This is a genomic window from Achromobacter sp. GQ309 (assembly GCF_059759315.1).
Genome location: NZ_JCAXDP010000023.1, coordinates 1 through 400 on the forward strand (window position 1 = coordinate 1; position 400 = coordinate 400).

General features: G+C 63.8%; 1 protein-coding gene. It reads right to left on the bottom strand.

The window, feature by feature from the left end:
- On the bottom strand, positions 1-400 hold a 400-nt coding region (locus tag AC6CIE_RS27815; protein ID WP_498094976.1), incomplete at both ends, for an IS256 family transposase.

Sequence of the window (400 nt, forward strand, 5' to 3'; positions counted from 1 at the left end):
TGTCTGCAGCGTTGTGGCCGGGAACACCGCGTTCAGCGCCTGCTCCATGCCCTTTAGACCGTCAGTGACAGCGATCAGGATGTCCTGCGTGCCGCGGGTCTTGAGCTCGTTGAACACCTTCATCCAGAACTTGGCGCCCTCGGTCTGCTCGATCCACAGGCCCAGGATGTCGCGCGTGCCGTCCGGCAACACCGCCAGCGCCAAGTACACGGCCTTGTTGCGCACCACGCCGTCCTCGCGGATCTTGACCCGCAGCGCGTCGAAGAACACCACCGGATACATCGTCTCCAGAGGCCGCGTTTGCCAGGCCGTGACCTCGTCCATCACCGCGTCGGTCACCGAGCTGACGAACTCCGGCGAGACTTCCGTGCCGTACTGCTCGAGCAGAAACCCTTGGATC